The organism is Kosakonia sp. CCTCC M2018092 (assembly GCF_003864115.1).
GTDB classification, from domain to species: domain Bacteria; phylum Pseudomonadota; class Gammaproteobacteria; order Enterobacterales; family Enterobacteriaceae; genus Kosakonia; species Kosakonia cowanii.
On record NZ_CP034225.1, the window covers coordinates 3095284 to 3110168 of the forward strand.

Consider the following 14885-nt stretch of genomic DNA (forward strand, 5'->3'; position numbering starts at 1 on the left):
GACGTCAGGCTTTTTCCAGCGTACACAGCAACGGATGCTCGTTCTCCCTTGCATACTTGTTCACCATGGCAACTTTCGTCTCCGCGACCTCGGCGGTGAAAACACCGCAGATAGCCTTACCGTGATAGTGAACCGTTAGCATCAGTTGCGTTGCACGTTCAACATCATAAGAAAAGAACTTTTGTAGCACGTCAATAACAAATTCCATTGGCGTGTAGTCATCGTTCATGATCATTACTTTGTACATCGATGGCGGTTTGAGCGCGTCGCGCAGTTTATCTTCCGCCAATTGCTCAAAATCCAGCCAGCTATTGCTCTTGCCCATCGTTAGCGCTTCATCTTAGGTTACAGGTTCCGGCGCACGTCTAATCGGCCGATTACATGAGTTTAGATGCATTTTCAATCAGCATCAGATGTCAGGCAACTATAATGGATCGCCCTACGTTTGAATAACAACATAAAGTGGATGGTTATGTGAAGACGTCCTGCTAGTGCACATTATATGGCTCGATTATAGGTTTTTTTGGCGATCCTTGCCATTTCACCTGTGTAAAAAGATTTCAATGTATCTTATTTTTCTATTTTTTAATTTTCAAAGATCTTGCTAAATAAAAAAACGAACCGCTGAGGGTTCGTCTTTTTATTTATTTCTGGGCTATTTATCCAGCTCCAGTAATGACTTCGCAACATCAGCATAGAAAGCGTTAACATAAGCCTGCGGGACGACATCAAATCCCATAAAGTCGAGATGATCCCAATCGTGCATTACCGGGTAATAGCTCCACTGCCCTTTTTTCGGCTGACCATCATAGGGCTTCGCATCGGCTCCAAAGGGGTAATAGCTGGAAACCGAATTCACCAGCCCATCATTCGTCGTCCAGGTGGCATTAATTAACGACGTTTGCGGATCGGTAATGGTTTTGCCCATATAGGTTGCGGACGGCACCAGCAGCGGATTGGTATAGACGCCGGGGATCTGGAAAGAGGTAAACGGCACGCCAACGGTCGTTTTACCGGTATGTGAGAAATAATAGACGTTGGGCTTAGTCTGCAGGTACTGCTTATTCGCACTGACACCAACTACCGAGAGATCGTAAGAGGCAATATCCTTCGAATCCCAGATACTGCTGCTGAAAACATCGCGAATATATTCAGCCAGGCTCTCGTCCGGATCACGACGCAGGCCAAACTGATCGAGTTTGAAATCATAAACAAATGAAGAGAGCGACGATACGCCAGCAATAGTTGCCGCTTTGCGGACCATATCTTCAATCAGGCCAACGATCAGGTTCTTATCTTGTGCAAACGAGCTGCCGTTATTTGGCGTGGCGACGGTCGTGACGCTGAAAACATAATCTTTCCCGCCTTCAAAAAGCGGGGAGATTTCGGTTTCCGGGTGTGATTCGTGGTAAGCGCGCTCCTCTTCACTGCCATCCTGCAACATATCCACCAACTGGCGGCTGGTTAGCCCGCCCATACTGTGCCCAACAAGGTGGATCTTATGGTGCTCATCCCAGTGCGGATAGATGCCCGGGTAGGTTTTGCCGTAGCGGGCATGATTCGCTTTCAGTGAATGGGCGGCACCATAATCAACGGTGCCGCCTTTAATATAGTAATAGAGCTCGACCGCGCGATCCCAGTTGCTGGAAACCGGGCCGACAACGGCGGCGTAAGAGTCAACCCCATTGCTATTTAAATAGGCAATGGTGTCATCAAACCCGCCCCAATATTTGAAACCCAGCATCTCATCCGGGCCCCAGCCGATAACACCATGAACAAAAATAAGGGGATAATGGTTTCCTTTTTGGGCCATAATTTGTGGGGCCACATCGTTCGTTTCCGCCACGACGTAAGAGGAATTGATAAGTGAAGCTGATACCAATAGCGCTAAAGATAATTTCTTTAAAGTTTTCAATGTAACTTCATCCTTTTTATTTACACCAACGTTGCAACGCTAATAGTACCTGTGGCAGTGCTTTTCTTTTCACCCCTTAAAGTGGATTAATATACAAGAATGCTCTCGGATAATTTTTGAATTATCGCATTGAGGAAAAAGAGTGATTAATTTATTTGAATTAGGATAATTCACATGAATTAATTACTGATTAAATTATATTTTAAACCGCTGGTAATTAATTTTTCCATTGCGCAACATATGACTGTGGAATAGCCATATTCGAGACCTGCATCACATTTTTTCACCATAGCGTTAACTGCTTCAAAAAATTGATGCGCTGTCTCCCAGAATGCTTGCCAAATACTTGACGCGTTATACGAATTATCTAAATTGTAGAGTCGTGAGTTGGCGAGGTTTTGAACAACCCGTCGCTCCGCCACCGGTTCATTCCATCTTACTTAAATAAGTTTTACGAAGGATGTCGAAGCATGGAAATGGGTACTGTAAAGTGGTTCAACAATGCCAAAGGGTTTGGCTTCATCTGCCCGGAAGGCGGTGGTGAAGATATCTTCGCCCATTACTCCACCATCCAGATGGATGGTTACAGAACGTTAAAAGCCGGGCAGACGGTCCGGTTTGATGTACACCAGGGCCCTAAAGGCAATCATGCCAGTCTTATCGTGCCAGTAGAACTGGAAGCGATAGCCTGACGCCTGAGACCTCGTTGTGTACAAAGTGCAGTGAAATGCCAGCCCGGTGGGCTGGCATTTTTATTACTCGCGTGCCAGCGCATCCACCGGATCGAGCCGGGCGGCATTGCGGGCAGGAAGCCAGCCAAACAGCACGCCGGTAAAGGTGGAGCACAAAAACGCCGTTAACAGCGCGACCGGCGAGAAGCCAATCTCCCAGCCGGGGAGGAAGAGTTGCAGAGTGAAGGCGATCAGCATCGACAGCATCACACCCAGCGCACCGCCCACCAGGCAGACAAACACCGCCTCAATCAGAAACTGCGAAAGCACGTCGCCCGCACGTGCGCCCACCGCCATCCTGATGCCAATCTCCCGGGTACGCTCGGTGACCGACACCAGCATGATATTCATCACGCCAATTCCGCCCACCAGCAGCGAGATCACCGCCACCAAGGTTAAAAAGAGTTGCAGCGTACGTGTGGTTTTCTCCGCCGTTTTCAGCACCCCGTCCATATTCCAGACAAAGAAATCCTTTTTACCGTGGCGAAGATTGAGCAGTTGCGTCAGCTGCTGTTCGGCTTGTTCACTGCTGTAGCCCTCATTTACGCGCACGGTAATGGAGTTGAGCCATGACTGGCCCATAATTCGCCCGGCGATGGTGCTGTAAGGCAGCCAGACGCGCAGGATCTTGCTACTGCCGAACATCGACTGCTTCTCCTCCGCCACACCAATCACCGTCGCCGGCATATTACCAACCAGAATCACTTCGCCCACCACGCTGGCCTTATCCGGGAAGAGCTGCCGCCGGGTATTGCTGTCGAGCACCACCACCTGCGCGCGCCTGCCCTGCTGCTCGGCGTTAAATGCGGTGCCTTCGCTAAAGGTCATACCGTAGACGTTAAAATATTGCCCGCTCACGCCATTCGCGCTGGCTGCTACGTCGATATTGCCGTAACGCAGACGCAGGTTTTGCGATACCGATGGCGTGGCTGAGCGCACCCACGGCTGCTTTTGAATGGCAAGCAGATCGTCATACTTCAGCGCCTGCTGGTTTTGCGGCTCATCATCACCAAAATCTTTGCCGGGGTAGACATCAATGGTGTTGGTGCCGATAGAGCGGATATCCGCCAGCACCAGCTGTTTGGCCGCATCGCCCACTACCACAATCGACACCACCGAGGCGATACCGATAATAATGCCGAGCATGGTGAGCAAGGTGCGCATCTTGTTGGCCGCCATCGCCCGCCAGGCCATGGTCAGCGCCTCCTGGAAACGGCTGGTGAACTGCCGCCAGCCGCCGACGGAGGTGACAACGCTTTCATGCTTTGCCGCAGAGGTGGCGGAAATTTTTGCTGGCGGATTGGCAATGATTTCACCATCGCGGATCTCAATGATCCGCTCGGCCTGCGCGGCAACCTGCGGATCGTGGGTGACAATAATCACCGTGTGGCCGCGATCGCGCAGTTGATGGAGGATCGCCATCACCTCTTCGCCGGAGTGGCTGTCCAGCGCGCCGGTCGGCTCATCGGCGAGGATCACCTGCCCGCCGTTCATCAACGCACGCGCAATACTGACGCGCTGCTGCTGGCCGCCGGAGAGCTGCGAGGGTTGATACTCGCTGCGATCGCCAAGCCCGAGGCGCGTCAGCAACTCTTTAGCACGCGCCAGCCGCGCTTTGCGCTCCGTCCCGGCATAGACCGCCGGTACTTCAACATTCTGCGCAGCAGTCAGATGGGAGAGCAGATGGTAGCGCTGGAAGATAAAACCAAAGTGCTCGCGGCGCAGCTGCGCCAGCGCGTCGCCGCTAAGTGTCGAGACATCCGTTCCCGCCACGCGATAGGTGCCGCGGGTCGGTTTATCAAGACAGCCGAGAATATTCATCAGCGTCGATTTCCCGGAGCCGGAAGCACCCACAATCGCCACCATCTCGCCAGCGTTTATGGTGAGGGTAATGCCTTTCAGCACTTCCACCATGCCGTCGCCGGAGGGGTAGCTGCGACGAATATCCTTTAGTTCAAGCAGGGCGGTCATTGCGCCGCGCCCTCTTTCCGCTCGCCGATCACCACTTCATCGCCCGCGTCCAGCCCTTTGACCACCACCACATCGGTATCATTACGTGCGCCGAGGATCACTTCCCGCTCGCGCGTTTCGCCATTGCGCAGCACTTTGACCTTATAGCGGTTATCACCAACCGGCTCGCCGAGCGCCGCCAGCGGAATGGTCAGCACGTTTTTCTGCCCGGTGAGCTGGATCTGCACCTGGGCAGTCATCTCCAGGCGCAGCACGCCCTGCGGGTTGGGCACTTCAAAACGCGCATAGTAGAAGATGGCGTCGTTGACCTTCTCCGGCGTCGGCAGAATATCTTTCAGTACCCCTTCATAGCGGGTGCCCGGATCGCCCAGCACGGTGAACCACGCTTTTTGCCCCGGTTTGAGATGAATAACATCCGCTTCGGAGACCTGTGCTTTCACCAGCATGGTGCTCATGTCCGCGACCGTCAGAATGTTCGGTGCCTGCTGCATAGCAATCACCGTCTGCCCTTCCAGAGTGGTGATTTGCGTCACTTCGCCGTCCATCGGCGCGAGAATACGGGTGTAATCGAGATTGGTTTTTGCCGTATCGAGCGTCGCCTGGTTACGTTTGATCTGCGCATCGATAGTGCCAATCTGCGCCTGCTTTACGGCGACATCCGTGGCCGAGGTGTCAAGATCCTGGCGCGACACCAGGTGGCTCTGCACCAGTTGCTGCTGACGACCGTAAGTCACCTGCGCCAGCTTTAGCTCGGCCTGCGCCTGGCGGCGCTGCGCCCGCAGCTCCATCAGCGTCGCTTCCACTTCCTTAATCTGGTTTTCCGCCTGCGCCGGGTCAATGATGCCCAGCAGCTGATCTTTCTTCACCTTATCGCCGATATTGACCGTCAGGCGTTGTAACTCACCGTTGACCTGCGCGCCGACGTCAACTTTGCGAAGCGCGTCGAGCTTGCCGGTCGCCAGCACCATTTGCTGCAGCTCGCCCGGCTTAACAATCAGCGTCTGATACTGCACCACCGGCGCATTTAGCTTGCTCCAGAGCCAGAAAGCCGCCAGCACAATGATGACGATCAGCACAAACAACCCTGTCCTGCGTTTTCCCTTCAGTTTCATAAAATTTCCAGATAATCGGACATGCGATGGAAAGTGCAATTTTAACTAAACCGCGGCTCAACGAAACCTCATCTTCGCATTTTCTCCCTTATCCATTGAAGAGGCGTTGAGTCAGCACCTGATGAAATTGACATCTCTTAATGAAATGTGAGTTGCACCATGTCCGTTATCGCTACTGTTTTTGAACCTCAACGGCCGCTACCGAAAACGGCCTGGCAGCTATTCGCTTCTCTTCTTTCCGGCGATCTGGTGCCGGGACCCGCCTGGGAGAAAGGCTCCCACCGGCGTAAATTCCTGCTGCGCTCGCTGGCGATGCCTTTTGCTACCGCACACTTTTTGTCACGTCTCGTTGACCAGCCGCACCTTGCCCGCAAGCTGCATATGCAGCCGGGTCTGCCGTGCCGGTTACACCGCCCCTGGCTCTCCGTCAATCTGACGCGTCAGCAGACCAGCGAGGCGATCTGCTGGCATTACGACAGCTTTAACCGCCTGCTGCCCGAAGGGATGGTGAACAGCTATCTCACGACGTCGGGCTGCACGCTGGCCCGGCTGACGGGGAAAGATGAGCAGAGTTACACCATCCGCCTCTGGTCAGATGCCGCGCTGGATAAAGAGGGCGAAGCGACGCTCACCTTTTATGACGCGCTGGAGACCCCGCTGGCGCGCCTCACCTTCACCGTCTGCCCGTTTAACGGCTTGACCACGCTCTATATTGGCGGGCTGCAAGGGCCAAAATCCCATGTGCCGCACGAAGCGATCCAGGGCGCGACCAAAGCCTGTCACGGTCTGTTCCCGAAGCGGCTGCTGGTTGAGGCGGCAATGATGCTGGCGCAGTTCCTCGAAGTGGAAGCGATCCGCGCGGTAAGCAATGAAACGCACATTTACCAGAGCCTGCGCTATCGCAAGAAAAAACTGCGCCAGCTGCATGCAGATTACAACAGCTTCTGGGCGTCGCTGGGTGGCGTTGTCGATGGACAGAGAGACTTTGTGCTGCCACTGATGATGCCGCGTAAACCGATTGAGGAGATCGCCAGCAAAAAACGCGCAGAGTATCGCCGCCGTTATGAGCTGCTCGACAGCCTGCAAAGCCAGACTGCCGAGCGCTGCCAGCGTTAATCGGCTCTCCCGCGCGCCAGCCACAGCACGCGGGAGAACATTTTACGCAGCAGCGGCGGGATCGCCTCCACGCCGCGCCTGCCCGCTTCCATCGCCACCTCAATGGCCAGATCCGGTTTTGAGGCACGGTGGATCGCTTTGGTGATCACCCGGTGCGCGTTCATCGGCACGTTTGCTGGCAGTTGTGCCACGCGGTGATAGACATCATCAAACCCTTCGCGATACATAAAATGCTCCATGTCGCGCGCCGGCAGCTCGGTTAAATGAACGCGCACCTGATCGGGATGGTTATCGAGTACGCCGCGCACGGTGGCGGCATATTTTTTCCCCGCTTCATCGCCATCCACCAGCACATGCCACTCAATGCCCATCCGGCGGGCGAATTTAATCAGCGGCTTCAGCCCGGACTGCGCAAACTCAATCACCTTTATCCCTTCAGCATCAAAGTGGTGCCCGCACTGGCGGGCGAGATCGTTAATCACCCAGGTTTCCGTCTCCCCCTCGACCAGCAGCCAGCAGCGGGCAAACAGCGATGAGGGGCGGTTGACGCGAATATGAAACGCGATGCGCCGCCCATCCTCTGCGCTCAGGCCGCCCGGCCCGAGACGCCACGCCGCAACGCGTGATGACTCACGCACCAGCCGGCAGACATGCTCGACGGGCGTCAGCGACAGCAGTTCGCCGGAGTTCGTGGTGGTAATACGCTGCAACGGCAACAGGTTTAGCAACTGCCAGGCGACGGAGAGCATAATCGGATGCAGCCGCGTTTCGGGATCTTCCACCAGCAACAGCGGACGCGCATCGCGGTCGAGGCGCACAGAGCCTTTGGCCTGCAATAGCGTGGAAAAAAAGCCCAGCAGGATCACCCGGTACATACGCCCGCCGGGCTTATCAATCATGCGGTTGATGGTGTCGAGATAGCGCCAGCTGCGCTGCTCATCATGGGAGCGGCGGCGCATCAGGCGCGGCAGCGACGTACCGCTGCCCTGCTCGGCAAAGTAGTGCTCCAGCAGTTGCACCATCGCCGACAAGCCGTGGCGGATCTGCGCATCGGTCAGGTTTTGCGGGCGTGAGACCAGCTCGCGGGAGAGAAAATCGAGCTGGCGCGCGGTGCTCTCCAGCAGCGGGGTTTCCGGCGTGCCACCGCTGCGCAGCCGCCGCATAAAACGCGCATCGCGCAGGCGTAGCACCGGCGAGAGGCGAATCAGCTGGCGCGCCATCTCATCACTGTCACGCAGCGGCAGCAGTTCGCCTTTAGTGTCGAGAAAACCGCGCAGCGTCCTTACTTCGCCCCCGACGGAAAGCTCCCCTTCATGGCGGTAAAAGAGACGGTGATAACCATCGTCACTGGGCACCCAGCACTCCGCCAGCGGGCGATAGCGCCGCGTTTTATGCCGCCCCGGCTCCGATTCGCGAAAGGTGAGAATAATGTGCAGGTGGTGCTCGCGGCCGTTGATGTCGCCCGGCGGGAACCAGAAGTCATCGCGCACAAAGTGGTAGAGATCGTTTTGCGGCGACAGCAGCAGGGTGAGCGCATCCAGCAGGCTTGATTTGCCCCACGCGTTCTCACCAATCAACACGTTGTTCTGTTCAAGCTGCAATGAGAGGCGATTAATACCCCGAAATCCCACAACCTCAACTCGCTCCAGAATCATCTCTCATCCTCCTGGTGTGTTGCCCTCTCCCTGCGCCAACAGCATAACGGCAGGCGGGAAGCGCCATTGAAATCTGCATTTGCATAAAATCACTCACTTTTCGCAGCTTTACTCACTTTCAGCCTTTCTGTAGTGTGTTGCAGTGCATATAAATTTACGTAAGGATTTGGGCTGTTCATGTTTTCAGGATTGTTAATTATTCTTCTGCCGCTGGTCGCGGGCTACCTCATTCCGCTGCGTCATGCTGCTGCACTCAAACTGATCAATAAACTGCTCAGCTGGATTGTCTACGTGATCCTCTTTTTTATGGGTATCAGCCTCGCCTTCCTTGATAACCTTAGCGCTAACCTGCTGTCGATATTGCATTATTCCGCAGTCAGCGTGGTGATTATTTTACTCTGCAACGCCTGTGCGCTGCTGTGGCTGGAGCGATCCCTGCCCTGGAACCATCACCATCAGCAGGAAGTGCTGCCGTCGCGGCTGGCGATGGCGCTCGAGTCATTGCGCCTGTGCGGCGTGGTGCTGCTCGGTTTTGTGATTGGCCTGAGCGGGCTTGCGTTTTTGCAGCACGCGACAGAAGCCAGCGAATACACGCTGATCTTCCTGCTGCTGCTGGTCGGTATTCAGCTGCGTAACAGCGGCATGACCCTGAAACAGATTGTGCTCAACCGCCGCGGAATGATCATCGCAGTTGTGGTTACCGCCAGTTCGCTGCTGGGTGGCGTGATCAACGCGCTACTTCTCGATTTGCCGCTGAGAACCGGGCTGGCGATGGCCTCCGGCTTTGGCTGGTACTCTCTTTCCGGGATCCTGCTCACTGAATCCTTTGGTCCGGTGATTGGCAGCGCGGCGTTCTTTAACGATCTGGCGCGCGAGTTGATCGCCATTATGCTAATTCCTGGCTTAATTGGCCGCAGTTGCTCCACGGCGCTGGGGTTATGCGGCGCGACGTCGATGGATTTCACCCTGCCGGTGTTGCAGCGCTCTGGCGGGCTGGAGATGGTGCCCGCCGCCATTGTCCACGGATTCGTGCTCAGCCTGTTGGTGCCGCTATTAATGGCCCTCTTCTCCGCCTGATCGCCTTCGGCGGTGGGTTTCTGCCGCCAAACTTGCGCTAAATCAATCTCTGCGTAAATAGCCGCTAAAAGACCTTTCACGCCTTCGTCTGCCCTATTAATCTTAAACATGTATTTTAAATATAACTTTAAAGAAGGTGTGACCATGTTTTGTGTGCAATGTGAACAAACCATCCGTACCCCGGCAGGAAATGGCTGTTCTTACGCGCAGGGGATGTGCGGGAAAACCGCCGAAACCTCCGATCTCCAGGATCTACTGATTGCCGCCTTACAGGGGCTTTCTGCCTGGGCCTGCAAAGCGCGCGACTACGATCTGATTGACCATGAGATTGATAACTTCGCGCCGCGCGCCTTCTTCTCCACCCTGACTAACGTCAACTTCGATTCGGTGCGCATTATCGGTTATGCCCGGGAAGCGATTGCCAAACGTGAAGCACTGAAAGCCCTCTGTCTGGCGATCGATCCGCAGGCGCAGGTAGACAACCCGATGGCAGATTTACAGTTGGTGAGCGACGATCTCGGCGCGTTGCAGCGCCAGGCTGAGGAATTTACCCCGAACAAAGATAAAGCGGCGATTGGCGAAAACATTCTTGGCCTGCGCCTGCTCTGCCTGTATGGCCTGAAAGGCGCGGCGGCCTATATGGAGCACGCCCACGTGCTCGGCCAGTATGATAATGATCTTTACGCGCGCTACCACAACATCATGGCGTGGCTCGGCACCTGGCCCGCGGATATGAACGCCTTGCTGGAGTGCGCAATGGAGATCGGCAAGATGAACTTCAGCGTGATGAGCATTCTCGACGCCGGTGAAACCAGCCTCTACGGCCACCCGACGCCAACGCAGGTCAACGTCAAAGCGGTGGCGGGCAAATGCATTCTTATTTCCGGTCACGATCTGAAAGATCTCTATAACCTGCTGCAACAGACCGAAGGCACCGGCGTTAACGTCTATACCCATGGCGAAATGCTGCCGGCGCACGGTTACCCGGAGTTGCGTAAATTTAAACATCTGGTCGGTAACTACGGCAGCGGCTGGCAGAACCAGCAGGTAGAGTTCGCCCGCTTCCCCGGCCCGATTGTGATGACCTCCAACTGCATTATCGACCCGACCGTCGGTTCCTATGACGATCGTATCTGGACACGCAGCATCGTCGGCTGGCCGGGCGTTAACCACCTTGAAGGCGACGACTTTGCCCCGGTGATCCGCCAGGCGCAGCAGATGTCCGGCTTCCCGTTTAGCGAAATCGAGCATCTGATCACCGTTGGTTTTGGTCGCCAGACGCTGCTCGGCGCGGTCGATACCTTGATCGATCTGGTGAGCCGGGAAAAACTGCGCCACCTCTTCCTGGTCGGCGGCTGCGACGGCGCGCGCGGGGAGCGCAGCTACTTCACCGATTTTGCCACCCAGGTGCCGGACGACTGCCTGATCCTGACGCTGGCCTGCGGTAAATACCGCTTTAACAAACTCGACTTTGGCAATATTGAAGGCCTGCCGCGTCTGGTCGATGCCGGGCAGTGTAACGATGCCTACTCGGCGATTATTCTGGCGGTGACGCTGGCCGACAAGCTCGGCTGCGGCGTTAACGATCTGCCGCTCTCGCTGGTGCTCTCGTGGTTTGAACAGAAAGCGATTGTCATTTTGCTGACCCTGCTCTCGCTGGGTGTGAAAAATATCGTTACCGGACCCACCGCGCCAGGCTTCCTGACGCCGGATCTGCTGGCGGTGCTGAACGAGAAGTTTGGCCTGCGGCAGGTGACCACCGTCGAGCAGGATATGCAGCAGTTACTGAGCGCATAAGGAGCGAAAAATGAGCATGCCAACCCCTCAATGCCCGTGGCGGATGCAGGTGCACCATATCCACCAGGAGACGCCGGATGTCTGGACGCTTTCGCTGCTGTGCCATGATTACTACCCCTACCGCGCCGGGCAGTATGCGCTGGTGAGCATTGGCAACAGCGCCAACACGCTGCGTGCCTATACGCTCTCCTCAACGCCGGGCGTCAGTGAATACATTACGCTGACCATTCGCCGTATTGATGAGGGCACAGGCTCGCAGTGGCTGACGCGTGAGGTTAAGCGCGGCGGTTATCTCTGGCTCTCCGACGCGCAGGGGGAATTTACCTGCGATAACGAACCGAACGATAAGCTGTTGCTGCTGGCGGCAGGCTGCGGCGTGACGCCGATTATGTCGATGCGCCGCTGGCTGGCGAAGCACCGTCCGCAGGCGGATGTGCAGGTGATTTTCAGCGTGCGCTCGCCGCAGGATGTGATCTTTGCCGATGAGTGGCAAAACTATCCGGTGACGCTGGTGGCGGAGCATAACGCCACCGACGGTTTTGTGGCGGGGCGCTTAAGCCGCGAGCTGCTGAGCGCGGTGCCGGATCTGAGTGCGCGTACGGTGATGACCTGCGGCCCGGCACCCTATATGGCATGGGTTGAGCAGGAGGTGAAAGCCCTCGGCGTTACGCGCTTCTTTAAAGAGCAGTTCTTTACCCCGGTTGCCGAAGCCGCCACCAGCGGGCTGAAGTTCAGCAAGCTGTCGCCGATGAAAACCTTCTATGCGCCGGTAGGCAGCACGCTGCTGGAGGCGCTGGAGAGCAACAAAATGCCGGTCAACGCCGCCTGTCGCGCAGGCGTTTGCGGCTGTTGCAAAACGCAGGTGATTTCCGGGGAGTACTCAGTCAGCAGCACCATGACGCTGACCGAGAAGGAGATTGCCGAGGGGTTTGTGCTCGCCTGCTCCTGCCACCCGCAGGGGGATTTGGTTTTAGCGTAAGGTGCAAGTCAACGTGCCGGATGGCGCTGCGCTTATCCGGCCTACAACAAAGGTGACATGCCCTGGTAGGCCGGATAAGGCGTTAGCCGCCATCCGGCAATGCACAAAATGCGCTGAACCTGTAGGCCGGATAAGGCGACAGCCGCCATCCGGCAATGCAGAACATGCGCTGAACCTGTAGGCCGGATAAGGCGACAGCCGCCATCCGGCATTTTTACATCGCCATTACTTCCACGCGGGCGCCACGGAATATCGCCCTGCTCCCATAAACGCCACCGCCAGCGCGCCAAGGAAGAAGTAAACAATACTCTCAATCGCCCACGCCCCGGTCACATCAAGCGAACCGGTTTCGCCAATGCCCACCATCAGCCAGGCGACAACCATGGTAAACGCCAGCACCAGCGCCGCCGGGCGGGTAAAAATACCGAGAATAATCAGCACCGGGCAGAGCACTTCCCCCACCAGCACGCCGTAAGCGATAAACCCCGGCAGCCCTTTGGCCGCCAGCATCCCGGCAATGCCATCAACCCCGCCAATCAGCTTATGCACGCCGTGAAACAGCATCAGCCCGCCGACTGCCAGACGCAGCAGCAAGCGCCCTAAATCCTCATGCGAAAACATCTTATTAACTGAATTTAACAATGATTTAACCATCTGAAATTATTCCTGTTTTCGTTGAATGACACCAACCTATGCCTCTTCACTGTCAAAATAAACCCCTGTTTCACTTATGGATATAATATTCCCGCCTCGTTACCTGTTGATTGTCTAAGCTTGTAATCGTGATCACAAAAAGGAGCCTCAATATGAAACAGACAGTGGCCGCATATATCGCCAAAACCCTCGAACAGGCGGGCGTAAAACGGATTTGGGGCGTCACCGGCGACTCCCTTAACGGGCTGAGCGACAGCCTGAACCGCATGGGCACCATCGACTGGATGCCCACCCGCCATGAAGAGGTCGCCGCCTTTGCCGCAGGTGCAGAAGCGCAGGTCTCGGGCGAACTGGCCGTGTGCGCAGGCTCCTGCGGGCCGGGCAACCTGCACCTGATCAACGGCCTGTTTGACTGCCACCGCAACCGCGTACCGGTGCTGGCCATCGCCGCACATATTCCATCGAGCGAAATCGGCAGCGGCTATTTTCAGGAGACGCATCCGCAGGAGCTTTTCCGTGAATGCAGCCACTACTGCGAGCTGGTCTCCAACCCGGAGCAGATCCCGCAAGTGCTGGCGATTGCCATGCGCAAAGCGATCCTCAACCGTGGCGTCTCCGTCGTGGTGCTGCCCGGCGATGTTGCCCTGCAGGCGGCACCGGAAAGCGCCAGCAGCCACTGGTATCGCGCCCCGCAGCCGGTGGTGGTTCCCGCCGAGGAGGAGCTGCAAAAGCTGGCGCAACTGCTGCGTTACTCCAGCAATGTGGCGCTGATGTGCGGCAGCGGCTGTGCCGGTGCGCATAAAGAGCTGCTGGCCTTCGCCGGTAAGCTCAACGCGCCGATTGTTCACGCCCTGCGCGGTAAAGAGCACGTTGAGTATGACAACCCCTTTGATGTCGGCATGACCGGGCTGATTGGCTTCTCGTCCGGCTTTCACGCCATGATGAATGCCGACACGCTGGTGCTGCTCGGCACCCAGTTCCCCTACCGCGCCTTCTACCCGAGCGATGCGAAGATCATCCAGATTGATATCAACCCGGCGAGCCTCGGTGCGCACAGTAAAGTGGATATGGCGCTGGTCGGCGATATCAAAGCGACGCTGACGGCGCTGGTGCCGCTGCTGGAGCAGAAATCGGATCGCGCCTTCCTCGATAAAGCGCTGGAGAACTACCGCGATGCCCGCAAAGGGCTGGACGATCTGGCGAAGCCGAGCGATAAGGCGATCCACCCGCAATATCTGGCCCAGCGCATCAGTGATTTCGCCGATGATGACGCCATTTTCACCTGCGATGTCGGCACACCGACCGTCTGGGCCGCGCGCTACCTGAAGATGAACGGCAAGCGCCGGTTGGTTGGCTCCTTTAACCACGGCTCGATGGCTAACGCCATGCCGCAGGCGATTGGCGCTCAGGCCACCTTCCCGCAGCGCCAGGTGGTGGCGATGTGCGGTGATGGCGGTTTTAGCATGTTGATGGGCGATTTCCTCTCGGTGGCGCAGATGAAGCTGCCGCTGAAGATCGTCGTCTTTAACAACAGCGTGCTCGGCTTTGTGGCAATGGAGATGAAAGCGGGCGGCTATCTGACCGATGGCACCGAATTGCAGGCCACAAACTTTGCCCGCATCGCCGAAGCGTGCGGCATCACCGGCATTCGCGTAGAGAAATCCTCCGACGTTGACGAAGCGTTGCAGCGTGCCTTCGCCATTGATGGCCCGGTGCTGATTGACGTCACCGTCGCCAAAGAGGAGCTGGCCATGCCACCGCAAATCAAACTTGAGCAGGCGAAAGGCTTCAGCCTCTATATGCTGCGCGCGATCATTAACGGGCGCGGCGATGAGGTGGTTGAACTGGCGAAAACCAACTGGCTCAGGTAAAACAGAG

General features: G+C 56.4%; 12 protein-coding genes. 6 read left to right on the plus strand and 6 right to left on the minus strand.

Translation table 11 applies throughout. The features are described from left to right. Positions 1-4 precede the first annotated feature (4 nt). Positions 5-325, minus strand: a complete 321-nt coding sequence (gene clpS, locus EH164_RS14740) for an ATP-dependent Clp protease adapter ClpS (RefSeq protein ID WP_023481436.1) — start codon at positions 323-325, stop codon at positions 5-7. Positions 326-655: 330 nt separating this feature from the next. Continuing rightward, positions 656-1813 (minus strand): triacylglycerol lipase, encoded by a 1158-nt coding sequence (locus EH164_RS14745; protein ID WP_124968893.1) that lies wholly within the window; start codon positions 1811-1813, stop codon positions 656-658. Positions 1814-2385: 572 nt separating this feature from the next. Here EH164_RS14745 and cspD point away from each other — a divergent pair. Beyond that, on the plus strand, positions 2386-2607 hold the full coding sequence (cspD, locus tag EH164_RS14750) for a cold shock-like protein CspD (protein ID WP_023481381.1): 222 nt from the start codon (positions 2386-2388) through the stop codon (positions 2605-2607). Between the two features lie 63 nt (positions 2608-2670). On the opposite strand, the gene macB is transcribed toward cspD, so the two are convergent. Together macB and macA are read right to left on the minus strand one after the other, a co-directional pair. After that, on the minus strand, positions 2671-4617 hold the full coding sequence (gene macB, locus EH164_RS14755; protein ID WP_124968895.1) for a macrolide ABC transporter ATP-binding protein/permease MacB: 1947 nt from the start codon (positions 4615-4617) through the stop codon (positions 2671-2673). Further along, positions 4614-5729 (minus strand): macrolide transporter subunit MacA, encoded by a 1116-nt coding sequence (gene macA / locus EH164_RS14760; protein ID WP_054804028.1) that lies wholly within the window; start codon positions 5727-5729, stop codon positions 4614-4616. Before macA ends, macB begins: the two co-directional genes overlap by 4 nt. Before the next feature lie 159 nt (positions 5730-5888). Between macA and EH164_RS14765 the strand changes: the two genes are divergently transcribed. Continuing rightward, a complete protein-coding gene (locus EH164_RS14765) occupies positions 5889-6845 on the plus strand; it encodes a VirK/YbjX family protein (protein WP_023481607.1) in 957 nt (318 codons plus the stop codon). Here EH164_RS14765 and EH164_RS14770 read toward each other — a convergent pair. Next, entirely contained in the window at positions 6842-8500 is a 1659-nt protein-coding gene (locus tag EH164_RS14770) for an ATP-dependent endonuclease (protein ID WP_124968897.1), read from the minus strand. The two genes, EH164_RS14765 and EH164_RS14770, sit on opposite strands and share 4 nt — an antisense overlap. Before the next feature lie 177 nt (positions 8501-8677). Between EH164_RS14770 and EH164_RS14775 the strand changes: the two genes are divergently transcribed. From EH164_RS14775 to hcr, 3 genes are all read left to right on the plus strand, one after another. Then, positions 8678-9577 carry a lysine exporter LysO family protein gene (locus tag EH164_RS14775; protein WP_124968899.1) on the plus strand — a complete coding sequence of 300 codons (900 nt, stop codon included), beginning with the start codon at positions 8678-8680 and terminating at the stop codon, positions 9575-9577. 144 nt (positions 9578-9721) lie between these two features. Beyond that, positions 9722-11374, plus strand: coding sequence for a hydroxylamine reductase (gene hcp, locus EH164_RS14780; RefSeq protein ID WP_124968901.1), 1653 nt, complete (start codon positions 9722-9724; stop codon positions 11372-11374). A 10-nt stretch (positions 11375-11384) separates the two neighbouring features. Continuing rightward, a complete protein-coding gene (hcr, locus tag EH164_RS14785; RefSeq protein ID WP_124968903.1) occupies positions 11385-12353 on the plus strand; it encodes an NADH oxidoreductase in 969 nt (322 codons plus the stop codon). Positions 12354-12578: 225 nt separating this feature from the next. Here the strand turns inward: hcr and EH164_RS14790 are convergent, their stop codons facing one another. Next, positions 12579-13007: a DoxX family protein gene (locus EH164_RS14790; RefSeq protein ID WP_124968905.1), complete on the minus strand. Its 429-nt coding sequence runs from the start codon at positions 13005-13007 to the stop codon at positions 12579-12581. Positions 13008-13159: 152 nt separating this feature from the next. Here EH164_RS14790 and poxB point away from each other — a divergent pair, with 152 nt between their 5' ends. Then, complete coding sequence (poxB, locus tag EH164_RS14795; RefSeq protein ID WP_124968907.1) at positions 13160-14878, plus strand: ubiquinone-dependent pyruvate dehydrogenase; 1719 nt, start codon at positions 13160-13162, stop codon at positions 14876-14878. Positions 14879-14885 lie beyond the last annotated feature (7 nt).

What these genes read in the sequence shown, in the direction of transcription:
- clpS (WP_023481436.1), bottom strand. Translation starts at nt 325, where the DNA reads ATGGGCAAGAGCAATAGCTGGCTGGATTTTGAGCAATTGGCGGAAGAT.
- EH164_RS14745 (WP_124968893.1), bottom strand. Translation starts at nt 1,813, where the DNA reads ATGGCCCAAAAAGGAAACCATTATCCCCTTATTTTTGTTCATGGTGTT.
- cspD (WP_023481381.1), top strand. Translation starts at nt 2,386, where the DNA reads ATGGAAATGGGTACTGTAAAGTGGTTCAACAATGCCAAAGGGTTTGGC.
- macB (WP_124968895.1), bottom strand. Translation starts at nt 4,617, where the DNA reads ATGACCGCCCTGCTTGAACTAAAGGATATTCGTCGCAGCTACCCCTCC.
- macA (WP_054804028.1), bottom strand. Translation starts at nt 5,729, where the DNA reads ATGAAACTGAAGGGAAAACGCAGGACAGGGTTGTTTGTGCTGATCGTC.
- EH164_RS14765 (WP_023481607.1), top strand. Translation starts at nt 5,889, where the DNA reads ATGTCCGTTATCGCTACTGTTTTTGAACCTCAACGGCCGCTACCGAAA.
- EH164_RS14770 (WP_124968897.1), bottom strand. Translation starts at nt 8,500, where the DNA reads ATGATTCTGGAGCGAGTTGAGGTTGTGGGATTTCGGGGTATTAATCGC.
- EH164_RS14775 (WP_124968899.1), top strand. Translation starts at nt 8,678, where the DNA reads ATGTTTTCAGGATTGTTAATTATTCTTCTGCCGCTGGTCGCGGGCTAC.
- hcp (WP_124968901.1), top strand. Translation starts at nt 9,722, where the DNA reads ATGTTTTGTGTGCAATGTGAACAAACCATCCGTACCCCGGCAGGAAAT.
- hcr (WP_124968903.1), top strand. Translation starts at nt 11,385, where the DNA reads ATGAGCATGCCAACCCCTCAATGCCCGTGGCGGATGCAGGTGCACCAT.
- EH164_RS14790 (WP_124968905.1), bottom strand. Translation starts at nt 13,007, where the DNA reads ATGGTTAAATCATTGTTAAATTCAGTTAATAAGATGTTTTCGCATGAG.
- poxB (WP_124968907.1), top strand. Translation starts at nt 13,160, where the DNA reads ATGAAACAGACAGTGGCCGCATATATCGCCAAAACCCTCGAACAGGCG.